A 5,926-nucleotide genomic window follows, 5' to 3' on the forward strand; every position below is an offset into this window, starting at 1 on the left:
GCATGTTTCAACTGGATCGCCCCCGCTCGCGCGGTGCCTCCGCCCTGGCGATGCTGGAGCTGATCTTTCATGCCGCCGTCCGCCATGTGCGCAAAAGCCATGGCAACGCGCTGTTCGGCCTGCTGATGAACATCGTGCAGACGGTGATGCTGATCCTCGTGTTCTACACGATGATGAGCATCATGGGTGGACGCGGCTCGGCCATCCGGGGCAATTTCGTGCTGTATGTGATGTCGGGCGTGTTCATGTTCATGACCCATACCAAGGCGCTTGGCGCGGTGTCGGGGTCGGAGGGGCCGACCTCGCCGATGATGCTGCACCGCCCGATGAACACCATTGTCGCCATCGCCTCGGCGGCGCTGTCGGCGCTGTATCTGCAAGTGTTGTCGGCGGCAGTGGTGCTGTATGTCTATCACGTGGCCTTCACGCCGATCTCGATCTATGAGCCCGTGCAGGCCATGGGGATGATGCTCATTTCCTGGGCCTCGGGCGTGGGAATCGGCATGATTTTTCTGGCGGCAAAGCCTTGGGCGCCGGATGCTTTCGGGCTGATCAGCCAGATCTATATGCGGGCCAATATGATCGCCTCGGGCAAGATGTTTGTCGCCAATGCGATGCCCGCGCGCATCCGGGGCTGGTTCGACTGGAACCCGCTGTTTCACACCATTGATCAGGGGCGGGGCTTCATCTTCCTGAATTACCACCCGCAGCATACCTCGATCTCTTACCCGATCCAGGTGACGTTTGCCTGCATCATCGTGGGTCTGATGGCCGAGTTCTTCACCCGGCAGCATATTTCCGCCAGCTGGAGCGCCAAGCGATGATCCGTATCCTATTGCTTTTGATGACCTTTGCCGGTGTCGCCCAGGCCGAGACGCTGCCCGCGCTGCATGACGTGACCGGCGTCTCTGCCGGGGATGTGCTGAATGTGCGGGCCGAACCCTCGGCCTCCGCCCCGGTCATCGCCACGCTGGCCCGCGATGCGAGTGGCATCGAGGTGGTGGAGCGGCGCGGCAATTGGGGGCTGGTGAATGCCGGTGAGGCGGCGGGCTGGGCCTATCTGAAATACCTGGCGCCCCGGGCAGAGGCGCCGTGGTTCCGCGTGACCTCCACCCTGCGCTGTTTCGGCACCGAACCCTTCTGGTCGCTGACGCTGGCGCCGGGCGCGGGCGATGTGCGGCGCGAGGAGCCGGGCCTGCCGGAGACCCGGCTGAAACTGGGCGCCATCAGCAGCACCGAGCGGGGCGCCAGCATCGCCTTTGGCGCCGAAGGCCAGCCCGGCGGCGATCTGCTGCTGACCGGGGCCCGCTGTTCGGATGGCATGAGCGACCGGCAGTTCGGCATCACCGTGACCGGCACGCTGCGTCCCGGCCTTTCCGGCGCGGCAGAGCCTGCGGCGCTGCAAGGCTGCTGCTCGGTGAAGCCTTGAAAATTTAGCGCAAGCAACGGCGGGATTCCGCGCGTCGTTCGGCTTGCAGGGTCAGAACAGCCTGCCTATATACGCCACGAAGCCGGAAGGGCGGGCCGCGCCCTCCGGTTGATCTGGGATCGGGGACGGAGGCCTTGTCAGGCTCTGCCCCCACAACATCGCCGAAGGAAGAGGTAGCATTATGGCCAAAGTCATCGGGATCGACCTCGGGACCACGAACTCCTGCGTCGCCATCATGGACGGGTCGCAGCCGCGCGTCATCGAAAACTCGGAAGGCGCCCGCACCACCCCGTCGATCGTCGGTTTCACCGAAACCGAGCGTCTGGTCGGGCAAGCCGCCAAGCGGCAGGCCGTGACCAACCCCACCAATACCGTTTTCGCCGTGAAGCGTTTGATTGGCCGCCGCCATGATGACCCGGCGATCCTGAAGGATCAGAAAAACCTCCCCTATGCCGTGGTGAATGGCGGCAATGGCGATGCCTGGGTCGAGGTGCGCGGTGAGAAATACTCGCCCGCGCAGGTTTCGGCCATGATCCTGCAAAAGATGAAGGAAACCGCTGAATCCTATCTGGGCGAGACCGTCACCCAGGCCGTGATCACGGTGCCCGCCTATTTCAATGACGCACAGCGCCAGGCCACCAAGGATGCGGGCAAGATCGCCGGTCTGGAAGTGCTGCGCATCATCAACGAGCCCACGGCTGCCGCGCTGGCCTATGGTCTCGACAAGAAAGAAACCCGCACCATCGCGGTCTATGACCTCGGCGGCGGCACCTTCGACATCACCATCCTCGAAATCGACGATGGCCTGTTCGAGGTGAAATCGACCAATGGCGACACCTTCCTGGGTGGCGAAGACTTCGACATGCGCATCGTGAATTACCTCGCCGAGGAGTTCAAGAAAGAGCATGGCGTCGATCTGACCAATGACAAGATGGCCCTTCAGCGCCTGAAAGAGGCGGCGGAAAAGGCCAAGATCGAGCTGTCCTCCTCCAGCCAGACCGAGATCAACCAGCCGTTCATCTCGATGGACCGCAACTCGGGCACGCCGCTGCACATGGTGATGAAACTCACCCGCGCCAAGCTGGAAAGCCTGGTGGATGACCTGATCAAACGCTCGATGAAGCCCTGCCAGGCCGCGCTGAAAGATGCGGGCCTGTCGATCAGCGACATTGACGAGGTGGTTCTGGTCGGCGGGATGACCCGCATGCCGCGCGTGATCGAGGAAGTGACAAAGTTCTTCGGCAAGGAACCCCACAAGGGTGTAAACCCCGATGAGGTCGTGGCGCTTGGCGCGGCGATTCAGGCGGGCGTGCTGCAAGGCGACGTGAAGGATGTGGTGCTGCTCGACGTGACCCCGCTGTCGCTGGGCATCGAGACGCTGGGCGGCGTGTTCACCCGCCTGATCGACCGTAACACCACCATCCCGACCAAGAAAAGCCAGGTCTTCTCGACCGCCGAGGACAACCAGAACGCGGTGACGATCCGGGTGTTCCAGGGCGAACGCGAGATGGCGGCCGACAACAAAATGCTGGGCCAGTTCAATCTGGAAGACATCCCGCCCGCCCCGCGCGGCATGCCGCAGATCGAGGTGACCTTCGACATCGACGCCAACGGCATCGTGTCGGTGTCGGCCAAGGACAAGGGCACCGGCAAGTCGCAGAACATCACGATCCAGGCCTCGGGCGGTCTGTCCGATGACGAGATCGACAAGATGGTCCGCGACGCCGAGGCCAATGCCGAGGCTGACAAGGCCCGCAAGGAGCTGGTCGAGGCCAAGAACCAGGGCGAAAGCCTGCTGCATTCGACCAAGAAATCCCTGGCCGAACACAGCGACAAGGTGGACCCCTCGACTGTCGAGGTCATCGAACTGGCCATGAGCGCGCTGGAAGACACCCTCAAGACCGAGGACGCCGGCAAGATCAAGGGCGGCATCCAGAACCTCACCGAGGCGGCGATGAAACTGGGCGAGGCGATCTACAAATCGCAGCAAGCCGAGGCCGGTGACGCCGGTGAAGATGGCCCCCGCGCGGCGGATGACGACATCGTCGACGCCGATTTCGAAGATCTCGGCGAAAACAAGCGGAAGTGAGACCGCTGGAATCGGAAAGGGGGCGGTCCGGCAACGGGCCGCCCCTCTCCGGTTCGCGATGGGGGATGATCCATGGCGAAACGTGACTATTACGAGGTGCTGGGTGTTGCCCGCGGCGCTTCGGCGGAGGAGCTGAAAAAGGCTTACCGCACGAAGGCCAAAGAGCTGCACCCCGACCGCAATGCCGACAATCCGAATGCCGAGGCCCAGTTCAAGGAAGTGAACGAGGCCTATGACGTGTTGAAGGATGCCGACAAGAAGGCGGCCTATGACCGTTTCGGCCATGCAGCCTTTGAGGGCGGCATGGGCGGCGGTGGCGGCCCGCGCGGCGGCTTCGGTGGTGGCAATGGCGATTTTGCCAGCGCCTTCTCGGATGTGTTCGAGGATCTGTTCGGCGATTTCATGGGCGGCGGGCGGGGGGGCGCCGGGGCCGGGGCGCGCACGCGGGCGCAGCGCGGCTCTGACCTGCGCTATAACCTGCGGGTGACACTGGAAGAGGCCTTTAAGGGCGTCCAGAAAACCATCACGGTGCCCGCCTCGATCGCCTGTGACAGTTGCCACGGCACCGGGGCCGAAGGCGGCGCCGAGCCGGTGACCTGCCCGACCTGCTCGGGCATGGGCAAGGTGCGGGCGCAGCAGGGGTTCTTTACCGTCGAGCGCACCTGCCCGACCTGTAACGGCATGGGCCGCATGGTGAAAAACCCGTGCAAGGTCTGTGGTGGCGCGGGCCGGACCGAGAAGGATCGCGCCTTGTCGGTGAACATCCCGGCAGGGGTGGAAACCGGCACCCGCATCCGTCTGGCGGGCGAGGGCGAGGCGGGCCTGCGCGGTGGGCCTTCGGGCGATCTTTACATCTTCATCGAGGTGAAAGAGCATCCGATCTTCCAGCGCGATGGCGTGCATCTGTTCTTCCGCGTGCCAGTGCCGATGACCACGGCGGCCATGGGCGGCGAGGTCGAGGTGCCGACGATTGACGGCGGCCGCAGCCGCGTGAAGGTGCCTGCGGGCAGCCAGACCGGCAAGCAGATGCGTCTGCGCAGCAAGGGCATGCCGGCCCTGCGCGGTGGCGGCTCGGGCGATCTGCTGATCGAGCTGGTGGTGGAAACCCCGGTGAACCTGACCGCGCGGCAGAAGGAATTGCTGCGCGAATTCGAGAAGCTGAGCGAGGAGAACAACCCCGAGGCCAGCAGTTTCTTCTCGAAGGTGAAAAGCTTCTGGGATGGCATGAAATGAGTGGGGCGCCTTCGGGCGCCCTTTTCATTTGGCGGCGCTGATCGGATGGGCCAGCAGCCGCAGCCCGTTCAGCACCACCAGAACCGTGCCGCCCTCATGCCCCAGCACGGCCAAGGGCAGCGGCAGATCAAAGAACAACCCGCCGATCACCAGCGCCACCATGGCCCCGATGGCGAAGATCAGGTTCTGCCGGATGATGCGCGCCGTATGCTGCGCCAGCGCCTGTGCCTTGGCCAACTGGCCCATTTCATTGGACAAAAGCGCCACATCGGCGGCTTGCAAGGCGACCTCCGACCCGGCCACCCCCATGGCGATGCCCACATCGGCCCGGGCAAGGGCGGCGGCGTCATTCACCCCGTCGCCGACAAAGGCCACTTTGCCCCGTCTGGCCAGCGCGGCCACCAGCGCCACCTTGTCCTCGGGCAGCAGATCGGCGTGGATTTCGGAGGTGCCGAAGCCCAGTTCGCCGCCGATCCGCTGGGCCACGGCCTGCCGGTCGCCGGTCATCAGGGCCACGGCCGCCCCGCGCGCCTTCAGGGCGGCAATCGCGGCGCGCGAGCTTTCGCGCGGGCGATCGGCCACCGTCACCGCGCCCAGAACCTCGGCGCCGCGCCCCAGCCAGATCAGGGTCTCTGCCCCGTCTTGCGCCGCCAGATGGGGCAGGGTGGCGCCCATTCGTGCCGCCATGCGCGGATTTCCCGCCCAGATCGGGCCCTCGGCATCGCGCCCGGTGATCCCTTCGCTGGGATGGGCCCGCACCCCGGTCACCGCCTCGGCTGCCAGCCCGCGCAGGGCCAGGGCGCGCCGGATCGCCTCGGCGATGGGGTGTTCCGATTGCGCCTCCAGACCGCCCAGCTTGCGCAGAAAGGCGGCCTCATCCGCGGCGTGAATGCCGGTGACCTCGGCCTTGCCGGTGGTCAGCGTGCCGGTCTTGTCAAAGGCGAAGGCGCGCACCTCGGCCAGCGTTTCCAGCGCGGCGCCGCCCTTGAACAGCACCCCGCCACGCGCCGCCGCCGACAGGGCCGAAAGAATCGCCGCCGGAACCGAGATCACCACCGCGCAGGGGCTGGCCGCCACCAGCACCGTCGCCGCCTTGTAAAGGGCCGCCTGCGGCGCATGGCCCAACAGCCAGAACCCGGCAAAGGCCAGCGCCGCGCCCAGCAAAACCAGAACCG

5 protein-coding genes are annotated in these 5,926 nt (G+C 65.2%); 4 read left to right on the forward strand and 1 reads right to left on the reverse strand.

All coding sequences use genetic code 11. From position 1 onward, the window contains the following. From JNN06_RS11630 to dnaJ, 4 genes are all read left to right on the forward strand, one after another. Positions 1-824, forward strand: an 824-nt coding sequence (locus JNN06_RS11630) for an ABC transporter permease (RefSeq protein ID WP_291239756.1), incomplete at its 5' end; no start/stop codon positions are given. Next, positions 821-1,429, forward strand: coding sequence for an SH3 domain-containing protein (locus JNN06_RS11635; RefSeq protein ID WP_291239757.1), 609 nt, complete (start codon positions 821-823; stop codon positions 1,427-1,429). The genes JNN06_RS11630 and JNN06_RS11635, both read left to right, overlap by 4 nt. Before the next feature lie 181 nt (positions 1,430-1,610). Further along, positions 1,611-3,518, forward strand: a complete 1,908-nt coding sequence (dnaK, locus tag JNN06_RS11640) for a molecular chaperone DnaK (protein WP_291239758.1) — start codon at positions 1,611-1,613, stop codon at positions 3,516-3,518. A gap of 72 nt (positions 3,519-3,590) precedes the next feature. Next, entirely contained in the window at positions 3,591-4,751 is a 1,161-nt protein-coding gene (dnaJ, locus tag JNN06_RS11645) for a molecular chaperone DnaJ (RefSeq protein WP_291239759.1), read from the forward strand. A gap of 24 nt (positions 4,752-4,775) precedes the next feature. Here dnaJ and JNN06_RS11650 read toward each other — a convergent pair. After that, positions 4,776-5,926: heavy metal translocating P-type ATPase (locus JNN06_RS11650; protein ID WP_291239760.1), on the reverse strand; the 1,151-nt coding region annotated here is incomplete at its 5' end.

The sequence above is a fragment of the Gemmobacter sp. genome, from assembly GCF_016792925.1.
GTDB lineage: Bacteria > Pseudomonadota > Alphaproteobacteria > Rhodobacterales > Rhodobacteraceae > Gemmobacter.

What these genes read in the sequence shown, in the direction of transcription:
- JNN06_RS11635 (WP_291239757.1), top strand. Translation starts at nt 821, where the DNA reads ATGATCCGTATCCTATTGCTTTTGATGACCTTTGCCGGTGTCGCCCAG.
- dnaK (WP_291239758.1), top strand. Translation starts at nt 1,611, where the DNA reads ATGGCCAAAGTCATCGGGATCGACCTCGGGACCACGAACTCCTGCGTC.
- dnaJ (WP_291239759.1), top strand. Translation starts at nt 3,591, where the DNA reads ATGGCGAAACGTGACTATTACGAGGTGCTGGGTGTTGCCCGCGGCGCT.